The organism is Actinomadura sp. NPDC049382 (assembly GCF_040677125.1).
GTDB lineage: Bacteria > Actinomycetota > Actinomycetes > Streptosporangiales > Streptosporangiaceae > Spirillospora > Spirillospora geliboluensis.
The window spans coordinates 13272-34342 of record NZ_JBFARO010000068.1 but is presented as its reverse complement, the minus strand read 5'-3'; the positions used below and the strand labels follow the sequence as shown (position 1 = coordinate 34342).

Sequence of the window (21071 nt, the reverse complement as noted above, 5' to 3'; positions counted from 1 at the left end):
TCCTGGACGCGATCAGCGCCTTATTTGCTTTGATAGCAAAGCTATTTTGGAAGCAGAGCCAATGTCAACCGAAGAGAGCGCCGGGCCGGACGTCGACGACGGCATCCGGACGATGCTGCTGCTGATGCCGCGGCTGGTCTCCGCGGCCAAGAAGATCAAGGTGCCGGCCGAGCTGGCCTCCTTCGACCTCGCGCCCCGGCACCTGTCGCTGCTCGCCTACCTGCTGTTCGACGGCCCGCTGACGGTGAACGCCCTCGCCGCGCGGCTGGAGGTGGCGCCCGCGACGGTGAGCCTGATGGTCGGCGACCTCAGCCGGCAGGGCATCCTGCTGCGCCGCGAGGACCCCGCCGACCGGCGCCGCACCATCGTCAGCGTCGCCGACGAGCACCTGCCCGCGATCAACGGGTGGCTCGGCCGGGGCGCCGGCGCCTGGCGCGCCGCCCTGGAGCCGCTCACCCCCGCGCAGCGCCGGCTGTTCATCGACACGCTGCTCGCCTACGAGCGCGCGGTCACCGAGGCTCGCGGCGGTTGAAGGCCGCCAGGTCCTCCGGCGTGTCGATGTCGTCGGGCGCGGCGACGTCGTCGCACGGCACCGGGGTGACCAGCTCCGGGTGGGCGCGCAGGTAGCCGCGCGCGCCCTGGTCGCCGACCGCCGCCTCCGCGACGCCCGCGAAGTGCTCCGCGCTCAGCAGCGCCGGGTTGCGCGGCGCTCCCCCGTAGGTGGCGACCGCGATCCCGGCGCCCGCCTCGTACGCGGCGACGAGCCGCCGGACCGCGGCCGGGGTGACGAGCGGCTGGTCGACGAGCGCGACCACCACCGCCGGGCAGCCGGGCGGCAGCGCGGCCAGGCCGGTGCGCAGCGACGAGCCCATGCCGTCGCGCCAGCCGGGGTTGGGGACCACCACGGCGCCGATCACCTCGATCTGCGCCGCGCCCGCCACCACCAGGACCGGGGTGCAGCCTCCGTCCCGCAGCGTGCGGACGCCGCGGTCGACGAGGCGCTCGCCGTCCAGCTCCAGGGTCGCCTTGGGGCGCCCGAGCCGGCTGCCCTCCCCCGCCGCGAGCAGCAGGCCCGCCGGGGACTCCGCGCGGTGCAACGTCATCCCGCGAGGGTAGTGCCGTCAGGGCGCGTCGGCGTGGATGCGGCCGCTGGTGTCGGTGAGCGGCCGCCCCGAGCCGCCCCAGCGGAGCTGGACCAGCTCCGCCGCGATCGACACCGCCGTCTCCTCCGGCGTCCGCGCGCCGAGGTCGAGGCCGATCGGTGAGCGCAGCCGCCCCAGCTCGGCCTCGGTCAGCCCCGCCTCCCGCAGCCGGGCGAGCCGGTCGTCGTGGGTGCGGCGCGAGCCCATCGCGCCGATGTAGCCGGCGTCCGTGCGCAGCGCCACCTCCAGGAGCGGCACGTCGAACTTGGGGTCGTGGGTCAGCACGCAGATCGCGGTGCGCTCGTCGATGGTGCCGCGCTCCTCCTCCAGGAACTTGTGCGGCCACTTCACCACGACCTCGTCGGCCTCGGGGAACCGCTTCGGCGTCGCGAACACCGGCCGCGCGTCGCAGACCGTCACCCGGTAGCCGAGGAACGCGCCGACCCGCGCGACGGCCGCCGCGAAGTCGATCGCGCCGAACACCAGCAGCCGCGGCGGCGGCGCGAACGAGTGGACGAAGACCGACAGGTCGTCCAGCCGCCGCTCCCCCTCCGGCCCGTAGTGCCGCTGCCCGGTGAGGCCCTGCGCGAGCATCCCGCGCGCGTCGTCGTCCACCGCCGCGTCCAGGCGCGCGGCGTGCGGCTCGCCCGGCGCGAGCGACCCGGAGGCGCGGTCGGCCCACACGACGCGGCGGGCGCCGATCCGGCCGGGCCCGGCGACGACGGTGGCGACCGCGACCGGCTCGTGCCGCTCGATCGCCGCCGCGACCTCGGCGAACTCGGGGAACGTGGCGGGGCCGACCGGCTCCACCAGCACGTCCAGGATGCCGCCGCAGGTCAGCCCGACCGCGAAGGCGTCGTCGTCGCTCACCCCGTACCGCTGCACGACCGGCACGCCCGTCTCCAGCACCGACTGCGCCAGCTCGTAGACGGCGCCCTCCACGCAGCCGCCGGACACGCTGCCCGCCACCTCCCCGCCGGGCGACACCGCCATCGCGGCGCCCGGCGGGCGCGGCGCGCTGCGGAAGGTGTGCACGACGGTCGCGAGACCGAACGTCTCGCCGGACGCGTACCAGCCGGCGATGTCGCCGAGCACGTCACGCATGAGCGCTCCCCTTTCCCGCGGTGCCCGCGACGATGCGGGCCAGTTCCTCCAGCGCCGCCAGGCTGTGCCCGGAGGTGAAGTCGTCGACGTGCGGCAGCGCCGCCGCCATCCCCGCCGTCAGCGGCTCGTACCCGGGCCGCGCCTTGTGCGGGTTCGCCCACACGACGCGGTGCGCGAGCCGGCTCAGCCGCGCCATCTGGTCGCCGAGCAGCGCCGCGTCGCCGCGCTCCCAGCCGTCGGAGGCGATCACCACGACCGCGCCGCGGGCCAGGCCGCGCTGCCCGAACCGGTCGAGGAACTCCTTCAGCTCCTCGCCGAGCCGGGTGCCGCCGCTCCAGTCCGGGATGGCGGCGGACGCCGCCGCCATCGCCGCGTCCGCGTCGCGGTGCCGCAGCTCGCGGGTGAGGCGGGTGAGCCGCGTCCCGGCGCTGAACACCTCCACGCTCCGGCCGCCGGACCGCGCGGCGGCGTGCGCGAACCGCAGCAGCGCGTCCGCGTACGGGCTCATCGACCCGCTGACGTCCACGATCAGCACGACGCGGCGCGGCCGGGTGCGGTGCGTCCGGTGCCGCAGCAGGGACGTCTCGCCGCCGCGCCGCAGCGTCTCGCGGACCGTCCGGGCCGGGTCGAGCCGCCCCGAGGACGCGGGCGTGAACCGGCGCGACCTGCGCCGCTGCCCCCCGGCGTCGAGCAGCGCGATGAGCCGGGCGACCTCGGCGCGCTCGGCGGCGCTCAGCCGCGCCACGTCCCGGTCGCGGAGCACCTCCGCCCCGCTGGCCGTGGCCGTCGTCAGGTCGCCGTCCTCCTCCGCGCCGCCCCGCGCGCCCGCGTCCGGCACCGCCATCCGGCGGACGACCACGGGCGGCGGCGTCCGCCGGCCCGGCCGCGCCGTCGCGCCGGAGAAGTACGCGGCGAAGCACCGGTCGTAGCGGCGGAGGTCGTCGGGGTCGGCGCACAGCGTCAGCCGGCCCGCCCAGTACACGTCGTTCGGGTTCAGGACGTCGAGGTGGTCGAGCGCCGCCAGCATCGCCTGGACGCGCTCGGGGTCGGCGGCGCCGCCCGCCGCGCGCAGCGTCCGGGCGAACCCGACCAGGGTCTCGGTGACGTCCCGCCGCACGGCTCAGCCCCCGTTGAGCAGGGCCTCGAGCCCGCCGCCGAGGAGGCGCTGCTGGTCCTCGCGGTACTTGAGCACGGCGCCGAGCGTGACCGCCGCCGACGCCGGGTCGAGCTCGCGGACGCCGAGCGCCACCAGGGCCTCGGTCCAGTCGAGGGTCTCGGCGACGCCGGGCGGCTTCAGCAGCCCGGCCTCGCGCATCCGCTGCGCGGCGCGGGCGACCTGCCCGGCGAGCCGCTCGGCCGCGTCCGGCAGCCGCCGCCTGATGATCGCGACCTCGCGGTCGAACGACGGGTGCTCCAGCCAGTGGTACAGGCAGCGCCGCTTGAGCGCGTCGTGCACCTCGCGGGTGCGGTTGGAGGTGACCACGACGACCGGCGGGCGCTCGGCGCGGATCGTGCCGAGCTCCGGGACGGTGATCGTGAAGTCGCTGAGGACCTCCAGCAGGAACGCCTCGAACTCGTCGTCGGCGCGGTCGAGCTCGTCCACCAGCAGGACGCTCGGCGCGGTCTCCAGCGCCCGCAGCAGCGGCCTGGCCAGCAGGAACCGCCGGTCGTACAGCTCGCCCTCCAGCCGCGACACGTCGCTCACGCCCGCCGCCTCGGCGGCGCGCAGGTGCAGCAGCTGGCGCGGGAAGTCCCAGTCGTAGAGGGCCTGGGAGGCGTCCAGGCCCTCGTAGCACTGCAGCCGGATCAGCGGCGCGCCGAGGCCCCGCGCGAGCGTCTTGGCCAGCTCGGTCTTGCCGACGCCGGCCTCGCCCTCCAGGAACAGCGGCCGGCCCATCCGCAGCGCGAGGAAGCACGCCGTGGCGAGCCCCTCGTCGCACAGGTAGGCGTGCCGGTCGAGCAGGCCCGCGAGTTCCGCGGGCGATCCGACCCGGTCCATGGTCATCGACGCCGTCTCCCCCACGGCATCGAGGCTACTCGGCGGGAGACGCAAGTCACATGGCCCGCGCTCTTGCGTTTTCGCGGCCGTCTCCGCCGCCGGACAATTCATATGAAATAGGTAGGGAAAGTTGACTTTGCGGGCGCCGCCCGCGAGCATCGGACCATGCGATCCGGTAACCGGAAGGAACCCGACCTCACCGACGAGGGGGCCTACGAGCACGTCCGCGCGCTGTCCCGGCGGGGCATGCTGCGCCTGTCGGCCGGCGCCGGCGCCGCGCTCGCCGTCCCCGCCGCCGTCCCCGCCGCCGTGGCGCCGCCCGCCGCCGCCGACGGCGCTACGGGAATCGTGAAACCGCTGCCCCCTGAGCTGTTCATCCCCCACGGCACCAACGCCGAGATGCGGTGGGACGCCATGCGCGGCCAGGGCCTGCTCACCCCCGCCGACCGGTTCTTCGTCCGCAACCACGTCGCGACGCCGCTCATCGACGCGCGCACCTGGCGGCTCAAGCTCTGGGGAACCGGGCTGCACGGCTCCCCCGCCGAGGACCGCCCCCGCGAGTTCTCCTACGGCGACCTGCTCCGGCTGCCCGCCGAGACCATCACGGCCTTCATCGAATGCACCGGCAACGCGCGCGGGTTCTATGCCTCCCAGCAGGGCCAGCAGGTCTCCGGGACGCCCTGGAAGCTCGGCGCGGTCGGCGTCGCGCGCTGGCGCGGAGTCCGGCTCTCGACCGTGCTGAGGCTCGCAGGTCTTACCCGGGAGGCCGTGGACATCCTGCCGCGCGGGTTGGACGCTGACTATGTGGACAAGGGCGAGAACCTCGGCCGCGTGCGGCGTCCCCTCCCCGTCGCCAAGGCGATGAAGGACGTCCTGCTCGCCTACGAGATGAACGGCGCCCCGCTGCCGCCCGACCACGGGTACCCCGTCCGGCTGGTCGTGCCGTCCTGGACGGGGATCGCGTCCATCAAGTGGCTCGGCGACGTCCAGGTGGCCGCCGAACCGCTGTTCTCCCCGTGGAACACCCGCTTCTACCGGCTCTTCGGGCCCGGCTACCCGGCGGAGGGGTCGCCGCCGCTGACCCGCATGAACGTCAAGTCGGCCTTCGAGCTGCCCTGGGAGGCGCCGCTTCCGTCCGGGCCGCAGGTCCTGCGCGGCCGGTCCTGGTCGGGCACCGGCCGGATCCGGCGCACCGAGGTCAGCGTGGACGGCGGCGCGACCTGGCGCCGCGCCCGCCTCCTCGACCGCCCCGACCCGCGCGGCTGGACGCGCTGGGAGTTCCCCTGGAGGCCGCACGCCTCCGGACGCCACGAACTGCTGGCCCGCGCCACCGACGAGACCGGCACGTCCCAGCCCTTCAACGCCCCCTACAACACCCTCGGCTACCTGTTCGGCGCCGTCGTACGGCATCCGGTCACCGTCTCCTGAACGACCCCCGACCCCTGCAAGCCCCGGCGCAGCCCGCACGAAAGGACGACCATGGCACTGTGGAAGCCGGATCCGACCTTCTACGCCTCCCCCCGCGACGCGGCCTCGGCCCCCGCCGAGAAGCTCGCCTACGTGGTCGCCTTCGACCGTGCCGCCGCGAAGCCCGACGCGGTCGCGGTGCTGGACGTCGACCCCGGCTCCTCGTCCTACGGGTCCGTGGTCGGCTGGACGGAACTGCCCTACCTCGGCGACGAGCTGCACCACTTCGGGTGGAACGCCTGCAGCAGCGCGCTGTGCCCCGGGTCGCCGCACCCGCACGTGGAGCGCCGGTACCTCATCGTGCCGGGCCTGCGGTCGTCGCGGGTGTACGTGATCGACACCAAGGACGACCCCACCGCCCCCAAGATCGTCAAGGTGCTGGAGGCGGACGAGCTGGCCAAGCGCGCCGGCTACTCGCGGCCCCACACCGTCCACTGCGGGCCCGAGGGCCTCTACCTGACGGCGCTCGGCGGCGCCAACGGCGAGGACGGGCCGGGCGGCATCGCGCTGCTCGACCACACCTCGTTCGACGTCCTCGGCCGCTGGGAGGTCGACCGGGGCCCGCAGTACCTCGCCTACGACGCGTGGTGGCACATCGCGCACGACGTCCTCGTCACGTCCGAGTGGGGCACCCCGTCCATGGTGGAGGACGGCGTCGTCGGCGAACTGCTGCTCGGCCGCAAGTACGGGCACGCGCTGAACTTCTTCGACCTGCGCAAGCGCAAGCACGTCCAGACCGTGGACCTCGGCGACGAGCACCAGATGGTCCTGGAGCTGCGCCCCGCGCACGACCCGACCAAGCTGTACGGCTTCGCGGGCGTGGTCGTCAACGTCGAGGACCTGTCGGCGTCCGTCTGGGTCTGGCACCGCGACGGCGACGCCTGGACCGCCACCAAGGTCATCACCATCCCCGCCGAACCCGCAGACCCCGCCGACCTGCCACCGGTCATCCAGCCGTTCGGCGCGGTGCCGCCGCTCGTCACCGACATCGACCTGTCCGTGGACGACCAGTGGCTGTACGTCTCCTGCTGGGGCACCGGCGAGCTGAAGCGCTACAACGTCAGCGACCCGTTCAACCCCGTCGAGGCCGGCTCCGTCCGCATCGGCGGCATCGTCAACCGGACACCGCACCCGTCCGCGCCGGACCGCCCCCTCGCCGGCGGCCCGCAGATGGTCGAGATCAGCCGCGACGGCCGGCGCGTCTACGTCACCAACTCGCTCTACGGCTCGTGGGACGACCAGTTCTACCCCGACGGCGTCGGCGCGTGGATGGCGAAACTCGACTCCACCCCGGACGGCTTCGCCTTCGACGAGCGCTTCTTCCCCAACGGCGACGCCTTCCGCGGCCGCCGCCCCCACCAGACCCGCCTCCAGGGCGGCGACGCCTCCTCAGACTCCTACTGCTACCCGTGAGCGACGGGTCGCTCGCCGCGCTCGTGGTGCTCGGGGCGTTCCACGGGCTCAATCCGGCGATGGGGTGGCTGTTCGCGGTGGCCCGCGGGCTCCAGGAGCGCAGCAGGGCGCTCGTCCTGCAGTCGCTCCCGGCGATCGCCGCGGGGCACGCCGCGTCCGTCGGCGCCGTCGCGGTCCTCATCGCGCTGACCCGGTCGGTCGTCGCGACGCAGGCGGTCGCGATCGGCGGCGGCGCGCTGCTGGTCGGCTTCGGGCTGTGGCGGCTGCTGTCGCGGCGCCACTTCCGCTGGGTCGGGATGCGGATCTCGCTGTGGCAGCTCGCCGGGTGGTCGTTCCTGATGTCGTCGGTGCACGGCGCGGGGCTGATGCTGCTGCCCGTGCTCACCGCGTCCGGGACGGCCCCGGCGGGCCACGACCACGGGCTGGCGTCGTCGTCCGGCAGCGCCCTGTCCACGGGGATCTTCGTGACGGCCGTGCACACGCTGTCGATGTTCGCCGTGGCGGGCGTCATCGCGGTGCTCGTCTACGAGATCGTCGGCCTGGCGGTGCTGCGGCGCGCGTGGTTCAACCTCGACCGCGTCTGGGCCGTCGCCCTCATCGGCGCCGGGACCGTCACCCTCTTCACCGCCCTGTGAGCCGGGGTCGGGCCGTCGGGCGGGATCGGGACGTCAGGCGGGGTCGGGGGCCTCGCCCTTGGCGTGCAGGAGGGTCTGGAGTTCGGCGAGCTGGCGGGCGGCGAGGGCCTTCTCGGCGCCGTTGATGCCCATGGCGCCGATGGAGGTGCCGTCCGCCAGGTCGAGGGTGGGCCACGGGTCGCCGACGTTCATCGTGACGTCGAGGATCTGCGGCCACTCCAGGCGGCGGGTGTTGAACGCGTTGACGACCGTGACGCCGGACTCGTCGGCGGCGACGCGGCAGCGCGCCAGCATGTGCAGGATCCACGCGACGGCCGCGCCGAACGCGACCATCAGAACGCGGTCGAACAGCTTGTACTGCTCCGGCACCACCACGGCGAGCACGATCAGGCCGAGCACGATCACGCCCGCCGTGATGTAGGCGACGATCCGGGTGGTGCGGGGACGCCACACGGTCGGCAGTGCCGGAGTCTCAGTCAACGATCTTCGCGATGGGGATCTCGAGGATGTCGTGCGCGCCCGCCGCCTTCAGCGCCGGGATCAGCGTGTTGACGCCGCGCTTGGCGACCACCGACTCCACGGCGTTCGACTCGCCGCCGGCGAGGGAGGTCACCGTGGGCGACGACATCGCGGGCATGATGTCGAGGACGTTCCGCAGGTCGGCCTGCGCGACGTTCAGCTTCAGCAGCACCTTGCCGCGCGCGCGGATCACGCCCTGCAGCAGGAGGGCGATGTCCTCCATCGCGGCGCGCTTCTCGGCGTCCTCGTAGGCCTCGCGGTTGGCGACCAGCTCGGTGTAGCTCGTCAGCAGCGTGTCGAGGATGCGCAGGCCGTTCTTGCGCAGCGACGAGCCGGTCTCGGTGAGGTCGACGATCGCGTCCACGATGTCGGGCACCTTCGCCTCGGTCGCGCCGTAGGACGGGACGACCGTGGCCTTCACGCCGTGCTCGTCGAGGAACCGCTTGGTCATCGCCGGGAACTCGGTGGAGATCCGGACGCCCTCCGGCAGGTCGGACACCGACTGCCAGGGCGCGCCGTCCGGCACCGCCATGATGACGCGGACCGGGTTGGCGGTCGCCTTGGAGTACTTCAGCTCGCCGAGGCTGACGACGTCGGCGTCGGTCTCGGTGATCCAGTCGCGGCCGGTGATGCCGAGGTCGAACAGCCCCTGCTCCAGGTAGGTCGGGATCTCCTGCGGGCGCAGGACCCGGACCCGGTCGATGCGGGGGTCGTCGATGGAGGCGCGGTAGTCGCGGTCCGACGTGCGCTGGACGGTGAGGTCGGCGGCGTCGAACAGCTGCATGGTCGCCTTCTCCAGCGACCCCTTGGGCAGGACGAGTGACAGCACGGAATTGCCTTTCGGATGAGGATGCGTACGGGATGCCGGGTCGATCAGGAGCCCAGATGCTCCAGGCCGTGCCCGGCGTGACCGTGATGCCGCAGACCTCGCAGGGTCAGTGCCGTGTCGAGTGCGGCCACAGTCGCCTCCCATCCCTTGTCCTCGGAGCTGCCCGGCAGCCCGCTGCGTTCCAGTGCCTGCTCAATGGTGTCACATGTGAGGACCCCGTTGCCCACCGGAGTCGACTCGTCGAGCGCGACGCGGGTCACACCCGCGGTCACCGAGTCGCAGACGTAGTCGAAATGGGCGGTGGCGCCCCGGATGACCGCGCCGAGGCAGACGACGGCGTCGAAGTCGCGGGCCATCTGCTGGGCGACCACGGGCAATTCGAGCGCGCCGGCGACGCGGGCGACGACGGGCTGGTCGATCCCGCACTCCTTGGCCGCCGCGAGCGCGCGCTCCAGCAGCCGGTCGGTGATCTGCCCGTGCCAGCGGGTGCAGACGACGCCGAGCGTGAGCCCGGCGGCGTCGACGGTCCTGTCCTCGGGGCGTCCCGCTCCGCTCATCAGAGTCCCTCGATCTGGTGTCCGAGACGGTCCCGCTTGACCGTCAGGTAACGCCGGTTGTGCTCGGTCACGACGACGGGCATGGCCTCGCGTCCGCGCACGTCCACGCCGAAGCCGTCCAGGCCCTTGAGCTTGTCGGGGTTGTTGGTCAGCACCCGGATGGAGCGTACGCCCAGGTCACGCAGCATATGCGCCGCGTTGGAGTACTCGCGCGCGTCGGCCGGGAGGCCCAGCTCCAGGTTCGCGTCCACGGTGTCGGAGCCGTTGTCCTGCAGCGCGTACGCCTGGAGCTTGGCGAGCAGGCCGATGCCGCGCCCCTCGTGCCCGCGCAGGTAGAGGACGATGCCGCGCCCCTCCTGCGCGATGCGCTCCATGGCGGCGTCCAGCTGGGTTCCGCAGTCGCAGCGCTCGGAGTGCAGGACGTCGCCGGTGAGGCATTCCGAATGGGCCCGGATCAGGACGTCCTCGCCGTCGCCGACCTCGCCGAGCACGAGGGCGATGTGCTCGCCTCCGTCGATGGCGCTGGAGAATCCGACGGCGCGCCACGTCCCGAACCGGTTGGGCAGGCGGGTCTCGACGACGCGGGTGACCATCGCCTCGGTGCGGCGGCGGTATTCGGCGAGTTGTTCGATGGAGACGAGCTTGAGCCCGTGCTCCTTTGCGAAGACCTGGAGTTCGGGAAGGCGCGCCATGGTGCCGTCCTCGTTCACCACTTCGGCGAGGACGCCGGCGGGGGCGAGCCCGGCGAGCCGGGCGAGGTCGACGGCGGCCTCGGTGTGGCCGCGCCGCCGCAGGACGCCGCCCTCCCGGTAGCGCAGCGGGAAGATGTGGCCGGGGCGGACGAGGTCGCCCGGCTCGGACGCCGAGTCGCAGAGGGTGCGGATCGTCTTCGCCCGGTCGGCGGCGGAGATGCCGGTGGTGACGCCGAGGCGCGCGTCCACGCTGACGGTGTAGGCGGTGCGCATCCGCTCGGTGTTCTGCGCCGTCATCAGCGGGATCTGCAGCCGGTCGAGGTCGGCGCCCTCCATCGGGACGCAGATGACGCCGCTGGTGTAGCGGATCGTGAACGTGAGCAGCTCGGGCGTCGCCTTGGCCGCCGCGAAGATGATGTCGCCCTCGTTCTCGCGGTCCTCGTCGTCGACGACCACGACGGGGCGTCCCGCCGCGATGTCGGCGACCGCCGCCTCGATGGAGTCGAAGATGCCGCTGCCGTCGTTGATGTCGTTGCCGCTCATGCGGTCACCGCCTTCTGCCTGGGGGTTTGCGTGCTCCGGGACTCCCGGAGCCAGTTCCTGAACCCGACCATCACCATCACGAAGAAGATCCCGTAGACCGCGCCGGAGACGTACAGCCCGGACTTGAGCGCCAGCGGCACCCCGACCAGGTCGACGAGCACCCACACGATCCAGAAGTCGACCAGCGCGCGGCTCTGCGCGAACGTCGCGACGGCGCTGCCGACGAAGATGTAGGCGTTGGCCCACGGCGACCAGGCGACCTGCAGCCAGTCGAGGTGGACGAACAGCTGGGCGACCACGGCCGTGCCGACGACCAGGACGCCGAGCAGGACGGCGCGCTCCCGCGCGGTCGCCCGCCGGACGACGATGACGTCGGTCTCCCGCCGCCCGCGCGTCCACATGACCCACCCGTAGAGGGCGAGGCCGCAGAACAGCACCTGCTTGAGGGCGTTGCCGGGGACGCTCGCGTGCAGGGACGCGGCGAGCAGCAGCAGCGCGCCGACGAGCTGCACCGGCCACGTCCACAGTGTCTTGCGCATGGCGAGCCAGACGACGGCGAGCGAGAGCACGTTCCCGACTAGGTCGGTCCAGAGGATGTGCTCGCCGAAGACCTCGAAGCCCGCGTCGAGCCAGTTCACGACCGGTCGCCCATCATGCGTTCGACGTACTTGGCGACGACGTCCACCTCAAGGTTCACGGGGTCGCCGGGCTTCTTGTGGCCGAGCGTGGTGAGGGCGAGGGTCGTCGGGATGAGGGCGACGCTGAACCGGTCGGCGCCGGCCTCCACGACGGTGAGGCTGATGCCGTCGACGGTGATCGAGCCCTTGTTCACCAGGTAGCGGCTCAGGTCGGCGGGCAGGGAGACCGTCACGACGTCCCAGCGCTCCCCCGGCTCGCGGGAGATGATCGCGCCGACGCCGTCGACGTGGCCCTGCACGAGGTGGCCGCCGAGCCGGTCGGACAGCCGGACGGGGCGTTCCAGGTTGACCTTGGAGCCCGGTTCCAGCGCGCCGAGGCTGGACTTGTCGAGGGTCTCCTTGATGGCGTCGGCGGTGAAGACCCCGTCCCGGACGTCCACCACGGTGAGACAGACGCCGTTGACGGCGATCGACGCGCCGTGGACGGCGTCCTCGGTGACGAGCGGGCCGCGGATCGCGAGGGTGACCGAGTCCCCCTGGGGGTCGATCGCGACGATCTCGCCGAGCTCCTCGACGATGCCGGTGAACATCTCCCGGGCCTCCTAGTTCAGGGCTCCGGGGACGCTCATACATCGTCGTACGCCCCTGGGACAGGGACGTACCGCGCGCTGCCTCCCATCCGGACTTTCACCGTCGGTCCCGGAATTCCACCGGGTCAACCGGCCGATGGCTTCGGCCGGGTCGCGGACTGTCACCGCCGGTTCGGAATTTCACCGACCCCGGAGCACGCGTTCATGCTTTGCCAACCAGTGTGCCATGCATTCCATTCCGCGTCCCGTGTGACCATCGCCACTGGCCGTCCGGGATTGAACGTTCAACGATCTTGGAGTCGGGGTACACCCTGCGCCACAAGTGACGCATGACGGACTTTTCCCCCAGGAGGCAGTCATGGACGTCGTCGCCCTCATCGCCCGCATCGCCTTCACCGCGATCTTCATCGGCGCCGCGGTCGGCCACTTCACCGCGACCGAGGCCATGGCCGGTTACGCGGCCGCGAAGAAGCTGCCGATGGCCAAGCTCGCCGTGCAGGTCTCCGGCGCCTACATCCTCGTGGCGTCGGTCCTGCTCGTCCTCGGCATCTGGCCGGACCTCGCCGCCATCGCGCTCGTCCCGTTCCTGCTCATCACGGCCTTCGTCTTCCACGACTTCTGGACGCAGGAGTCCCCCGAGGCGCGCCAACTGGAGCAGCAGCAGTTCCTCAAGGATCTCTCCCTGGCCGGCGGCGCCCTCGCCCTGTTCGTCCTCTACGCCTCGGACAACCACCCCGGCCTGAACCTGGTAGGCCCCCTCTTCACCTGACCCCGAGGTGCCGGCAGCCGCGCCGCCGAGCGGCCCCGGCGGCGCGGCTCCGGTACCTCGTCCGCGTCCAGCGCGCGGCCCGGCGATGCCACGGCCTCACGGAATCGGGGAACTGCGGATCGTCCAAGCGCCCCTCTGGAAGAGCCTGGGACGAGGAGGCCGTCCGACGGTCGGCCGCTCGCCAAGGATCATCGGTTCGCCGCGAAGGTAGCGCCGGTATTGGACGATCAAGTCGGCGTCCGGAAGCAGGGGGCACCGACTCATCCGGCCACTCCCCTTATCGAGGACCAGCACAGTCTCCCCGTCTGGCATCGGAACCTGCGGCAGCTCGGACAGCACCGCAGACACGCCCCTGGCGAGGGCCTGCACGCGTAGGCGTTCCGCGTCCCCGGCCGGACGCGCCACCGGAACACGCCCGGCGGCTCGGACCACACCGCCAGGCCCCGCACCGAGACCAACGACCCACGGCCAACTCCAGGCACAGTAGTTCGAGCTCCTCGCGGTCGAACGTGTGGGGCCGGCCGCGGAACACCTCGGGCCAGGACGGTGGCGCCGGCGGCGCGGCCTGCGGCTATGCCGGCCCGGGCGTCCTCGATGACCATGCAGGCGGCGGGGTCCACGCCGAGGCGTGCCGCCGCCTGGAGGTAGCGGGACGGGTCGGGTTTGCCGGTCGGCATGTACTCGATCGAGGGTGCGCCAGAGCTGGTCACACGCTGGCGATGACACGTATCGCGGTGGCCCTGGTTATGACTGGGGCTCTGCTTCCGGACTGGCCTTGGTCGGGTCGTCCTTTGTCTGGGGGTTTTGTTCGTTGGGTTCTTGGGCGGTGCGGGCGCAGGTTAGGGCCAGGAGGGGGAGGACGGTGATGAGGCCGTAGGTGATGAGGCGGATGCCGTAGTCGTTGACCACGGCACCGATCGTGCAGGTGGTCAGGACGGCGGCGAGGGTGGGGCGGAGGGTCGGCCATTGGTGCAGGGCGGCGTCGAGGTAGGCGGGTGAGAACCGGTGCGGCCAGGCGAGTGCCAGCACCAGGAGGATCAGGACAAGGGCCGTGCCCCAGGCCAGTGGGCCGCCTGCCAGGGAGGAGAGTGCGTAGCCCGCCTTGCGGTCGATGAGCTGCCACGCCTCGCCGTCGAGGACGTCCTGCACGAAGCGTCCGGCGTGGGTGCGTGAGGTGGCGGGGCGCAGCCAGTCCAGCAGCGCCACGGCCGCGACCACCGCCACCGAGGCCGAGCCGACGGCGATCAGCCGCGCCGGGGTCAGCCGCACCCCGGCCACGGCGAAGGCCAGCACCGCCGCGCCTGGGATCAGGGCGAGACCGCCGCCCACGTCGGCGCCCCAGGCCGGCCAGGTGTCGACCGCCACTGCGATGGCCCCGATCGCGGTCACGGCGGCCGCGGCCGCCCGGCGGCGCCCGCGGGCGGTCAGTTCGGCGGCGGCGGCCCCTGCGGCCACCAGCGCGGAGACGGCGAAGACGGCGAAGGTGGAGTTGCCGAATCCGTAGTAGCGCCCGCCGTACAGCGCCGAAGGGCCGAACGGGCTGGCGCGGTGCAGGAGCGTGCCGGTCGCCGCGTCCACGACCAGCACGCTGAAGGTGAGCAGCGCCACGGCGAGCGGCACCCGCCATAGCGGACGCGCGGGCAGGAGCCGGGCCGGCACGGCGGCGAGCACGACGGTGACCGCCAGGGCGCCCCACAGGGCCGCGTCCGGGGACGGCGCGTGCCACCAGCGCGTCAGCGACACCAGGTACACCGATACCGGCAGCACCGAGAACGCGAGCATCGCGTGAATGAAGAGGCGCTTCAGCCGTCGGCGGGCACGGCCAGGGGGCGGGCGGCGCCGGACGATCACCGCCGCGGCGTACAGGGCGAGTTGCGTCGCGGCCGCCATGAGCAGCAGCAGGGCCGACCAGCGGCGCAGTGTCCGGTCCGTGGTGGTGACGGCGCCGAGTTCGTGGACGGTCGTCGTCGGGTCGGTGGGACGCGCGCGGCCCAGGGAGATCGGCGCGCCGCTGAACTCCGCGGGCTCGGGGGCGCCGACCGCCGCGAGCAGGGTGCTCGGCACGTCCAGCAGCCGCACGACCCCGCCCCAGCGGGTCGAGGAGACCGTCAGCAGGGCGGGACGGGCGCCCGCCGCCGGGCCGTCGACCATGCTCACCGCGAGGTACGGCGTCCCGCCGGGCGGTTCGGAGACGCCCTGGACGAGCACGGTGGCCCGATCGCCGAGGCGCTCCAGTACGTCGCCCGCGAACGCGTCGATGCGGGCCAGCGAGTTCAGCCGGCCGGAGCCGGACTCCGCGACCTGGCCGCCGTCGATCACCGTGACCGGGCAGCCGAGCGCGGCGTCCGCCACGGTGGCGCTGTAGCGGTCGACGGTCCCGTCCGGCCGTGCCAGCGCGATCGCGGCGCCGGGGCCGAGGGCCGTCGCGCAGCCCTCGTGCTCGGCCAGCGCCATGCCCAGTGCGCCGGGACGGGGTGAGAACTCGGACCGGCGCTGGGCGTCGACGAGCCGGTCCCACCGCTGCACCCGGGCGCCGCCGCCCGTCCCCCGCACCGGCGGGAGCGGCGCGCACTCGCCGCCGTCCGTGCGCGGCCCCACGCTCGCCTGCCCCGCCGACAGCGACAGCCAGCCGTCGGACGCGCAGGCCGGGCCGCCGGTCGTGCGGACCGTCGCGGCCCCGGCGGCGGCGCCCCCGGCGAGCAGGCGCCACAGGTTCGGGGTCTGGTCGGCGCGGATGTCGCCCCAGGCCAGTCCGGCGACGCCGATGACCACGACGGGGGCGCGCACCGGCCGGGCCTCGCCGTCCGAGCGCCCCGCGAGCTGCACCGCCGCCGAGGCGATCACCAGGCACAGGAGCACGGCCGACCAGGCGACCGCGATCCGGACGGAGCCCCGCACCTCGTTGATCACGGCGCCAGACTTCAGGAGTCCCGGCCGCCGCCGCAACCGGAATGCACCGGTTCGGGCGAGCGTGTCACACCGTGAGGCGGACGCCCTCTGGCGTCGCGACCACGGTGGTCAGGTCGGCGACGATGTGGTGGGCCGCGGTGAGGACGGAGCGGTCGTGGCTCGTGGTCACCGCCAGGACGGTGGCGCCGGCGGCGCGGCCCGCGGTTATGCCGGCCGGGGCGTCCTCGATGACCACGCAGGCGGATGGGTCAACGCCCAGGTGCGCGGCTGCCTGGAGGTAGCCGGACGGGTCGGGTTTGCCGTTCGGGACGTCTTCGGCGGTGACGACTACGGGTGGGAGGGGGACGTCTGCCACGGTCGTGCGGAGTTTCAGTTGCGCCCTGTCCATCGAGGTGACGAAGGCGTGGGGCAGGCCGTTCATGGCGGTCAGGAGGTCCACCGCGCCCGGGAGGGCGGTGATGCCGTCGGTGCCGGTTGATTCCAGGGCGTCCAGGCGGGCGGTGGCGTCGGCGACCTGGTCGGGTGGGAGGAAGTCGGCGACGCGGTCGCTCGTGCGGCGGCCGTGGGCGTCGGACAGGAACTCGTCCGGGTCGATGCCGTACTCGGCGGCCCAGGCGCGGGCCGCGCGCTCGACGAGGGGCGTGGAGTCGACCAGGGTGCCGTCCACGTCGAACAGCACGGCCGCGCAGGGGACGATCACCAATCCGCCTTGGCCGTGGCCTCCTCCGCCTGGGCGCGGAGGCCGCGGATCGCCTCGGCCGGGTCGTCGGCGCCGTAGACGGCGCTGCCCGCGACGAAGACGTCCGCGCCGGCCTCGGCGCAGCGCTCGATCGTCTCGGCGCTGACGCCGCCGTCGACCTGGAGCCAGACGGGCAGGTCGCGGCCCTTGATCAGCTCGCGCGCCCGGCGGACCTTGGGCAGGACGACGTCCAGGAACTTCTGGCCGCCGAAGCCCGGCTCGACGGTCATCAGCAGGAGCATGTCGATCTCGCCGAGGAGGTCTTCGAAGCCGTCCACGGGAGTGGCCGGGTTGACGCCGAGGCCCGCGCGCGCGCCGGCGGCGCGGATGGTGCGCAGGGTGCGGATGGGGGCCTTCGCCGCCTCGGCGTGGATGGTGACGCTCTTCGCGCCCGCCTCGGCGTACTCCGGCGCCCACCGGTCGGGGTCCTCGATCATCAGGTGGCAGTCGAGCGGCAGCGGGCTGTGGTCCAGCAGTGCCTGGACGACCGGCAGCCCGAGGGTGAGGTTCGGGACGAAGTGGTTGTCCATGACGTCGACGTGGACCCAGTCGGCCGAACCGGAGATGCGCGCGATCTCCTCGGCCAGGCGGGCGAAGTCGGCGGACAGGATGCTGGGTGAGATCTGTGGAGCCATGATGCCCCGAGTCTATTGGCGCAGCTCGGCCTGATCCTCACCCGCCCGGGTGATGCCGGGGGTGGGGCGGGCGGCCAGCCGCAGCCGGACGAACGCCTCCGGCGCGCCGGCAGTGACCCACAGGGCGAGGAGCGCCTGCACGGCGAACGCCTGGGCGATGTTCGCCGCGTCCGGCAGCACGTCCAGCGCGGCGATGAGGGCGGCGCCGGCGAAGCCGACCGGGAGGCGCGCCAGCCGCTGCCAGGGGTTCCCGCCGGGGTCGAACCAGCCGCGCGCGGCGAGGACGGACAGGCCCGCGATCGCGCCGCCGAGCCCGCCGGACGCCCGCGCCGAGTCGGTCAGGGTGACGGGTTCGGTCCGCCCTCCGGCCGCCCTGATGGCGTCCGCCCAGGCTTGGGGCCAGTGCCAGTTCTCCAGCGGCTGCCACGCGCCCCAGGCCGCGGCCAGCAGCAGCAGGGCTATCGCCAGCGAGAGCGCCAGCTGCACGGCCAAGTGGCGGCTGGTCCACCACGGGACGACGATGGGTTCCAGGGCGAGGAAGGCCACCAGGAGGGTCAGGCCGATGGCCCATCCGGCAAGGACCTGGCTGGTCGAGTGGACGCCCAGGTAGACGCGGGACACCCCGATAAAGGCGATGATGACGGCGGCGCCCACCCACAGGAGCCTGCGACTGCTCTGCGCGGCGAAGAAGCCCCACGCCACGATGCCGTTCTGGGCGTGGCCGGACGGCATCCCGAAGGAGGACAGCGACTGCCTGCCCTTGATGGCCGGGTCCGTCCAGTAGGGGCGTGGCTGGTGGAACACCAGCTTCAGGAGCGTGTTGAGGAGCGCTCCGGACAGCAGCAGGACCGCGGCCCGCGCCGCGAGGCGCGGTGCGACGCACCAGAAGAGCGCCAGCAGCAGCGGGACGTAGAAGGCCGAGCTGCCCAGGTACGACATGAAGAGCATGAAGCTGGTCAGCACGGGTCCCCCCCTCGGTCGCTCAGGTGCGGCGCAGCAGGGCCAGGAACATCGCGTCGGTGCCGTGGCGGTGCGGCCAGAACTGCGCGTAGGGGCCGTCTCCCAGCCCGGAGAGGCCGGAGCTGAGCGACGTCAGCACCGACGGCGCGTCGAGCCGTTCCACGTCGTCGCGCTTGCGCAGGACGTCGTCGACCACGACGCGGGTCTCGGCCAGGTGCGGGGAGCAGGTGACGTAGGCGACCACACCGCCGGGGCGGACGGAGTCCAGTGCCGTGGCGAGGAGGCCGCGCTGCAGGGTGCCGAGTTCGGCGACCGCTTCGGGGCCTCGCCTCCAGCGGGCCTCGGGGCGGCGGCGGAGCGCACCCAGGCCGGTGCAGGGCGCGTCCACCATGACCCGGTCGAAGGCACCGGGACGCCAGGCGGGGGCGGTGCCGTCGGCCGCGACCACGCCCGCGCGCGCGTCGACCGCACGCTGCACCAGCGCCGCGCGGTGCGGCTGGACGTCGGCTGCCAGGAGACGTGCGTCGCGTTGGGTGGCGAGGCCGGAGAGGATCCCCGCCTTGCCTCCGGGGCCGGCGCAGAGGTCGGCCCAGCGGGCGTCACGGCCGTCCAGAGGGGCTTCGGCCAAGGCCAAAGCGACCATCTGGCTCGCCTCGTCCTGGACGGCTGCGCGCCCCTCCCGGACGGCGGCGATCCCCGCGGGGTCGCCTTCGGGCAGCACGGCGGCGTAGGGCGAGTACGGGGCGGGCTCAGCACCGGCCTCGTAAAGCTCCTGCAGTGTGGCCCGGCCTGGGCGGGCGACGAGCGTCACCCTGGGGCGGGCGTTGTCGGCCGCGAGGAGTTCGTCGATCTCACCGGGCCCGACGGCGTCGCGCAGCGCGGACACGATCCACTTGGGGTGGCTGTGCGCGATCGAGAGCCGGGTCGTCGGGTCGGCGTCGGCGGGCGCCACGATCTCCAGCCAGGCGTCCAGGTCGCGGGTCGCGACCTTGCGCAGCACCGCGTTGGCGAACTTCGCCTGGCCGGGGCCCGCCACCGACCGGGCCAGCTCCACGGCCGTCCCCACGGCCGCGTGCGGCGGGATGCGGGTGGCGAGGATCTGGTGCGCGCCGAGGCGCAGGACGTCCAGCAGCGGGGCGTCGACGCGGCGCAGCTCCCGGTCGCTGCACAGCGCGAGGATCGCGTCGTAGGTGCCGCGGCCGCGCAGGGTGCCGTAGGTCAGCTCGGTGGCGAGGGCGGCGTCGCGTCCGGTCAGGGCGCGGTCGTGCAGGCGCTTGGGCAGCAGCAGGTTCGCGTACGCGTCGCGGGTCTCGACCGCGCGGATCACGTCGAACGCCGTGCGGCGGACCAGGTCCTGCGGACGGCCCGTCCTGCGGGGACCGCCGGGCCTGCGGTTCGGAGCGTGGCGGCGGTTGCGGGCGGGTGGCATCAGTGCAGTGCGTCCTTGGCAGAGAGGTTGAGGCCGCGGGCCCAGTCGGCGGCGGCCATGGGGCGCTTGCCCTGCGGCTGGACGTCGCCGAGCGCGACGGGGTGCGTGGCCGTCCCCACCAGCACCTCGTTCTTCCCCGGACGGATCTCGCCGGGCGCGAGCTTGTCGGCGTCCGGTGCGAGGCGGACCGGCCCCAGCTTGAGGCGCGCGTCGCGGAAGCTCGTCCACGCGCCGGGGGCCGGCGTGCAGGCGCGCACGAGGCGGTCGATGTGCAGGGCGGGGCTCCCCCAGTCGACGCGGCCGTCCTCGGGGGTGAGCTTCGCCGCGTGGGACACGCCCTCGGTCGGCTGCGGACGCGGTTCGAGGACGCCGGCCTCGATGCCGTTCATGGTGTCCAGCAGCAGGCTCGCCCCGGCGACGGCGAGCCGCCCCAGGAGCTCGCCGGAGGTGTCGGTCGGCCGGATCGGTTCGGTGAGCACGCCGAAGACGGGGCCGGTGTCGAGGCCCTCCTCGATCTGGAACGTGGCCGCGCCGGTCATGTCGTCGCCGTGCAGGATCGCGCGCTGGACCGGTGCCGCGCCGCGCCAGGCGGGCAGCAGCGAGAAGTGCAGGTTCACCCAGCCGTGCCGCGGGATGCCCAGGGCCTCGCGGGGCAGCAGCGCCCCGTAGGCGACGACCGGGCAGCAGTCGGGCGCGATCTCGCGGAGCCGGTCGAGGAACTCGGGGTCGCGGGCCTTGGCGGGCTTGAGCACCTCCACGCCGGCCTCGGCGGCCAGCTCCGCCACCGGGGAGGCGCTGAGCCGCCGCCCACGGCCCGACGGGCGGTCGGGCCGGGTCACGACCGCGGCCACCTCGTGCGAGGAGCCCAGCAGCGCCGTGAGCGCCGGGAGCGCGGTGTCCGGGGTGCCCGCGAAGACCAGCCGCACCTAGATCGCCTGCCCGAGGGTCCGGTGCGGCGACTCCTTGACGACGGGCACCGGGTCGCCGAACCACTCGGCCTCCCGGATCGCCTTCATCGCCGCCTTGCGCTGCTCGGGGTCCATCCGGTCGATGAAGATGATCCCGTCGAGGTGGTCGGTCTCGTGCTGGACGCAGCGCGCCAGCAGGTGCGTGCCCTCCAGCGTGATGGGCTCGCCGTGCATGTTGAAGCCCTTCGCCACCACCCCGAGCGACCGCGGCGTGGGGAACGCGAGGCCGGGCAGGGACAGGCAGCCCTCGTCGTCGGTCTCCTGCTCGTCGGTCAGGTCGAGCGTGGGGTTGACCAGATGCCCGAGACGGTCGTCGACGTAGTAAGTGAACACGCGCAGACCCACGCCGAGCTGCGGCGCGGCCAGGCCCGCGCCCGGAGCGTCGATCATCGTGTCGGTGAGGTCCTTGACGAGCTGGCGCAGCTCCTTGTCGAAGTCCTTCACCGGCTCCGCGGGCGTGCGCAGCACGGGGTCGCCGAAGAGGCGGATGGGCTTGACGGCCAACGGGGACTCCGTTCCCTGCAAGGTCTTCT

Annotated in this window: 22 protein-coding genes, 1 pseudogene and 1 riboswitch; of the genes and pseudogenes, 5 read left to right on the top strand and 18 right to left on the bottom strand. The window is 73.5% G+C overall.

Annotation, left to right across the window (positions count from 1 at the left end):
* Window positions 1–61 precede the first annotated feature (61 nt).
* On the top strand, window positions 62–532 hold the full coding sequence (locus AB0K34_RS30325; RefSeq protein ID WP_138637575.1) for a MarR family transcriptional regulator: 471 nt from the start codon (window positions 62–64) through the stop codon (window positions 530–532).
* On the opposite strand, the gene AB0K34_RS30320 is transcribed toward AB0K34_RS30325, so the two are convergent.
* From AB0K34_RS30320 to AB0K34_RS30305, 4 genes are read right to left on the bottom strand one after another with little or no spacing between them, the layout of a single operon-like run.
* Window positions 510–1103, bottom strand: a complete 594-nt coding sequence (locus tag AB0K34_RS30320) for a nucleotidyltransferase family protein (protein WP_364552344.1) — start codon at window positions 1101–1103, stop codon at window positions 510–512. The genes AB0K34_RS30325 and AB0K34_RS30320 overlap by 23 nt on opposite strands.
* A gap of 18 nt (window positions 1104–1121) precedes the next feature.
* Window positions 1122–2246, bottom strand: a complete 1125-nt coding sequence (locus tag AB0K34_RS30315) for an XdhC family protein (protein ID WP_301178015.1) — start codon at window positions 2244–2246, stop codon at window positions 1122–1124.
* Window positions 2239–3363: a VWA domain-containing protein gene (locus AB0K34_RS30310; RefSeq protein ID WP_364552342.1), complete on the bottom strand. Its 1125-nt coding sequence runs from the start codon at window positions 3361–3363 to the stop codon at window positions 2239–2241. Before AB0K34_RS30310 ends, AB0K34_RS30315 begins: the two co-directional genes overlap by 8 nt.
* Before the next feature lie 3 nt (window positions 3364–3366).
* Complete coding sequence (locus AB0K34_RS30305; RefSeq protein WP_205719328.1) at window positions 3367–4251, bottom strand: MoxR family ATPase; 885 nt, start codon at window positions 4249–4251, stop codon at window positions 3367–3369.
* Between the two features lie 159 nt (window positions 4252–4410).
* Here AB0K34_RS30305 and AB0K34_RS30300 point away from each other — a divergent pair, with 159 nt between their 5' ends.
* The 3 genes from AB0K34_RS30300 to AB0K34_RS30290 are packed head-to-tail and all read left to right on the top strand — an operon-like array spanning window position 4411 to window position 7760.
* A complete protein-coding gene (locus AB0K34_RS30300) occupies window positions 4411–5673 on the top strand; it encodes a sulfite oxidase (protein WP_364552340.1) in 1263 nt (420 codons plus the stop codon).
* A gap of 51 nt (window positions 5674–5724) precedes the next feature.
* The gene (locus AB0K34_RS30295; RefSeq protein WP_138639873.1) at window positions 5725–7125 is read left to right on the top strand and encodes a selenium-binding protein SBP56-related protein; all 1401 of its coding nucleotides are present in this window, start codon (window positions 5725–5727) and stop codon (window positions 7123–7125) included.
* Window positions 7122–7760 (top strand): hypothetical protein, encoded by a 639-nt coding sequence (locus AB0K34_RS30290; protein WP_138639872.1) that lies wholly within the window; start codon window positions 7122–7124, stop codon window positions 7758–7760. The genes AB0K34_RS30295 and AB0K34_RS30290 overlap by 4 nt, the downstream gene beginning before the upstream one ends.
* 33 nt (window positions 7761–7793) lie before the next feature.
* Here the strand turns inward: AB0K34_RS30290 and AB0K34_RS30285 are convergent, their stop codons facing one another.
* The 6 genes from AB0K34_RS30285 to AB0K34_RS30260 are packed head-to-tail and all read right to left on the bottom strand — an operon-like array spanning window position 7794 to window position 12128.
* Window positions 7794–8240, bottom strand: coding sequence for a PH domain-containing protein (locus AB0K34_RS30285; RefSeq protein WP_240808325.1), 447 nt, complete (start codon window positions 8238–8240; stop codon window positions 7794–7796).
* A complete protein-coding gene (hisG, locus tag AB0K34_RS30280) occupies window positions 8233–9108 on the bottom strand; it encodes an ATP phosphoribosyltransferase (RefSeq protein ID WP_138639870.1) in 876 nt (291 codons plus the stop codon). The genes AB0K34_RS30285 and hisG overlap by 8 nt, the downstream gene beginning before the upstream one ends.
* 44 nt (window positions 9109–9152) lie before the next feature.
* Window positions 9153–9665 carry a 6,7-dimethyl-8-ribityllumazine synthase gene (gene ribH / locus AB0K34_RS30275; RefSeq protein WP_138639869.1) on the bottom strand — a complete coding sequence of 171 codons (513 nt, stop codon included), beginning with the start codon at window positions 9663–9665 and terminating at the stop codon, window positions 9153–9155.
* A complete protein-coding gene (locus AB0K34_RS30270) occupies window positions 9665–10900 on the bottom strand; it encodes a bifunctional 3,4-dihydroxy-2-butanone-4-phosphate synthase/GTP cyclohydrolase II (protein ID WP_364552336.1) in 1236 nt (411 codons plus the stop codon). The genes ribH and AB0K34_RS30270 overlap by 1 nt, the downstream gene beginning before the upstream one ends.
* Complete coding sequence (gene pnuC / locus AB0K34_RS30265; RefSeq protein WP_301176935.1) at window positions 10897–11538, bottom strand: nicotinamide riboside transporter PnuC; 642 nt, start codon at window positions 11536–11538, stop codon at window positions 10897–10899. Before pnuC ends, AB0K34_RS30270 begins: the two co-directional genes overlap by 4 nt.
* Window positions 11535–12128 carry a riboflavin synthase gene (locus AB0K34_RS30260; RefSeq protein ID WP_301176936.1) on the bottom strand — a complete coding sequence of 198 codons (594 nt, stop codon included), beginning with the start codon at window positions 12126–12128 and terminating at the stop codon, window positions 11535–11537. Before AB0K34_RS30260 ends, pnuC begins: the two co-directional genes overlap by 4 nt.
* Window positions 12129–12199: 71 nt before the next feature.
* Window positions 12200–12330, bottom strand: a riboswitch (FMN riboswitch).
* A gap of 156 nt (window positions 12331–12486) precedes the next feature.
* Between AB0K34_RS30260 and AB0K34_RS30255 the strand changes: the two genes are divergently transcribed.
* Window positions 12487–12897, top strand: coding sequence for a DoxX family protein (locus tag AB0K34_RS30255; RefSeq protein ID WP_364552333.1), 411 nt, complete (start codon window positions 12487–12489; stop codon window positions 12895–12897).
* A gap of 536 nt (window positions 12898–13433) precedes the next feature.
* Here AB0K34_RS30255 and AB0K34_RS30250 read toward each other — a convergent pair.
* From AB0K34_RS30250 to def, 8 genes and pseudogenes are all read right to left on the bottom strand, one after another.
* Window positions 13434–13565 (bottom strand): annotated as a pseudogene (locus tag AB0K34_RS30250) (HAD-IA family hydrolase); the annotation flags it as partial.
* A gap of 76 nt (window positions 13566–13641) precedes the next feature.
* Window positions 13642–15807 (bottom strand): hypothetical protein, encoded by a 2166-nt coding sequence (locus AB0K34_RS30245; RefSeq protein ID WP_364552331.1) that lies wholly within the window; start codon window positions 15805–15807, stop codon window positions 13642–13644.
* Window positions 15808–15871: 64 nt separating this feature from the next.
* Entirely contained in the window at window positions 15872–16507 is a 636-nt protein-coding gene (locus AB0K34_RS30240) for an HAD-IA family hydrolase (RefSeq protein ID WP_364552329.1), read from the bottom strand.
* Window positions 16504–17181 carry a ribulose-phosphate 3-epimerase gene (rpe, locus tag AB0K34_RS30235; RefSeq protein WP_364552327.1) on the bottom strand — a complete coding sequence of 226 codons (678 nt, stop codon included), beginning with the start codon at window positions 17179–17181 and terminating at the stop codon, window positions 16504–16506. The genes AB0K34_RS30240 and rpe overlap by 4 nt, the downstream gene beginning before the upstream one ends.
* Before the next feature lie 12 nt (window positions 17182–17193).
* Window positions 17194–18144: a phosphatase PAP2 family protein gene (locus AB0K34_RS30230; protein ID WP_301176943.1), complete on the bottom strand. Its 951-nt coding sequence runs from the start codon at window positions 18142–18144 to the stop codon at window positions 17194–17196.
* A gap of 19 nt (window positions 18145–18163) precedes the next feature.
* Window positions 18164–19570, bottom strand: coding sequence for a transcription antitermination factor NusB (locus tag AB0K34_RS30225; RefSeq protein WP_301176944.1), 1407 nt, complete (start codon window positions 19568–19570; stop codon window positions 18164–18166).
* The gene (gene fmt / locus AB0K34_RS30220; RefSeq protein WP_301176945.1) at window positions 19570–20496 is read right to left on the bottom strand and encodes a methionyl-tRNA formyltransferase; all 927 of its coding nucleotides are present in this window, start codon (window positions 20494–20496) and stop codon (window positions 19570–19572) included. The genes AB0K34_RS30225 and fmt overlap by 1 nt, the downstream gene beginning before the upstream one ends.
* Window positions 20497–21042 carry a peptide deformylase gene (gene def / locus AB0K34_RS30215; RefSeq protein ID WP_138636912.1) on the bottom strand — a complete coding sequence of 182 codons (546 nt, stop codon included), beginning with the start codon at window positions 21040–21042 and terminating at the stop codon, window positions 20497–20499.
* Window positions 21043–21071: the final 29 nt, after the last annotated feature.

Coding starts and splice junctions, on each gene's coding strand:
- AB0K34_RS30320 (WP_364552344.1), bottom strand. CDS start 1,103: ATGACGTTGCACCGCGCGGAGTCCCCGGCGGGCCTGCTGCTCGCGGCG.
- AB0K34_RS30295 (WP_138639873.1), top strand. CDS start 5,725: ATGGCACTGTGGAAGCCGGATCCGACCTTCTACGCCTCCCCCCGCGAC.
- AB0K34_RS30305 (WP_205719328.1), bottom strand. CDS start 4,251: ATGACCATGGACCGGGTCGGATCGCCCGCGGAACTCGCGGGCCTGCTC.
- AB0K34_RS30225 (WP_301176944.1), bottom strand. CDS start 19,570: ATGCCACCCGCCCGCAACCGCCGCCACGCTCCGAACCGCAGGCCCGGC.
- AB0K34_RS30315 (WP_301178015.1), bottom strand. CDS start 2,246: ATGCGTGACGTGCTCGGCGACATCGCCGGCTGGTACGCGTCCGGCGAG.
- rpe (WP_364552327.1), bottom strand. CDS start 17,181: ATGGCTCCACAGATCTCACCCAGCATCCTGTCCGCCGACTTCGCCCGC.
- AB0K34_RS30270 (WP_364552336.1), bottom strand. CDS start 10,900: ATGAGCGGCAACGACATCAACGACGGCAGCGGCATCTTCGACTCCATC.
- AB0K34_RS30325 (WP_138637575.1), top strand. CDS start 62: ATGTCAACCGAAGAGAGCGCCGGGCCGGACGTCGACGACGGCATCCGG.
- ribH (WP_138639869.1), bottom strand. CDS start 9,665: ATGAGCGGAGCGGGACGCCCCGAGGACAGGACCGTCGACGCCGCCGGG.
- AB0K34_RS30255 (WP_364552333.1), top strand. CDS start 12,487: ATGGACGTCGTCGCCCTCATCGCCCGCATCGCCTTCACCGCGATCTTC.
- AB0K34_RS30300 (WP_364552340.1), top strand. CDS start 4,411: ATGCGATCCGGTAACCGGAAGGAACCCGACCTCACCGACGAGGGGGCC.
- AB0K34_RS30260 (WP_301176936.1), bottom strand. CDS start 12,128: ATGTTCACCGGCATCGTCGAGGAGCTCGGCGAGATCGTCGCGATCGAC.